Origin of the sequence: Sphingobium sp., assembly GCF_003248505.1 — a bacterium.
Classification (GTDB): Bacteria; Pseudomonadota; Alphaproteobacteria; order Sphingomonadales; family Sphingomonadaceae; genus Sphingobium.
Genome location: NZ_QFOA01000184.1, coordinates 1 through 1,042, shown reverse-complemented (window position 1 = coordinate 1,042; position 1,042 = coordinate 1). Strand labels below are relative to the sequence as shown.

General features: G+C 64.1%; 1 protein-coding gene and 1 pseudogene. Both read right to left on the bottom strand.

Going from position 1 to position 1,042, the window contains the following annotated elements:
* Positions 1–768: pseudogene (locus tag DI606_RS20430) on the bottom strand (DUF6880 family protein); the annotation flags it as partial.
* Between the two features lie 38 nt (positions 769–806).
* The coding region (locus tag DI606_RS20275; RefSeq protein WP_293985829.1) for a hypothetical protein at positions 807–1,042 on the bottom strand (236 nt) is incomplete at its 5' end.

The window sequence follows — 1,042 nt, the reverse complement described above, 5'->3', positions numbered from 1 at the left end:
TGCGTCGATCCAGTCAAGGGCTTCTGCCGCACGACCATGTGCGATCAATCGGGCGGCCACCTGCGCATTGAGTACGGGGGTGCGACGATCGGGATCGACCGTTGCAATATAGGCGTCCACATCGCCGTCGAGATCGGCGAGTTTGGGTAGCAGCCAGCCGACCTTATAGTCGAACTGTCGCCGGTCATTTCCTGTCTTGGCCGCCTGCCGCTCAAGCAGCATCCCGCGCAAAGCTGCTCGGCCCTCGTGCCCCAAGGCTGGAGAAGCCGCTTCCGGCAGGTCGTCGAAAACACCGTAGCCATCACCCTCGACGAGCATGAGAATATCACCCGCCAGCAGCTCGACATTGGGTGCATCCGCCTGGCACTATAGCCTGCCCAGATCCTCGCCGCCTTGACGGAATATCTCGCCAAGCGAACCGCTGCTGTCGTCGGATCTTTCGAACACCGGCTCGGCAAGGCTCAGGAACAGCCGCATGCTATCGATCGCCTGGCTCAGCGAGTGGTCGGCTAGCGGCCCCATGATCGCTTCGCGCAGTTGATCGAGTTCGCGCGCGAGTGCAGGCACCTTGTCCCATTCGACGAAACCTCTCGAACGCCGGATGGTCTTCAGTCGCTTGTCGATTTCGTGCGCCAGCGCGCCGCTATCGTCCTTGGCCGCCAGTTCCATGCGGACGGCGCGGGCGAAGACGGCGTCACGCTCGGCTTGCGCCAGAACAAGCCGAGCAAGGCGAGCGGCTCCCAGCGCCGCGATCGCTTCGGACGTCATCTTGCCCGAACCGCGATTGGCCTTTCCGGAGGCCGCCATCAGCCGTCCTGCCCTGATACCAACCCTGCCGTTCCCTGAATCAGGGCAAGCAGCATGGCGTGCAGTGCCTCCTCGGCCCGTTCGCGCCGTGCCGGATCGGTGGCGGCGATGTCCCGGCGCATCCAGTCCGGCAGGCGCCGGAGCAAGGCGGTCAGTTGCGAATCCATATCCTGAGGCATTCCTCGTTCTTCGCAGCCGGGGACCGCTGCCGCAACAGCAGCTTGCACATGGGCCT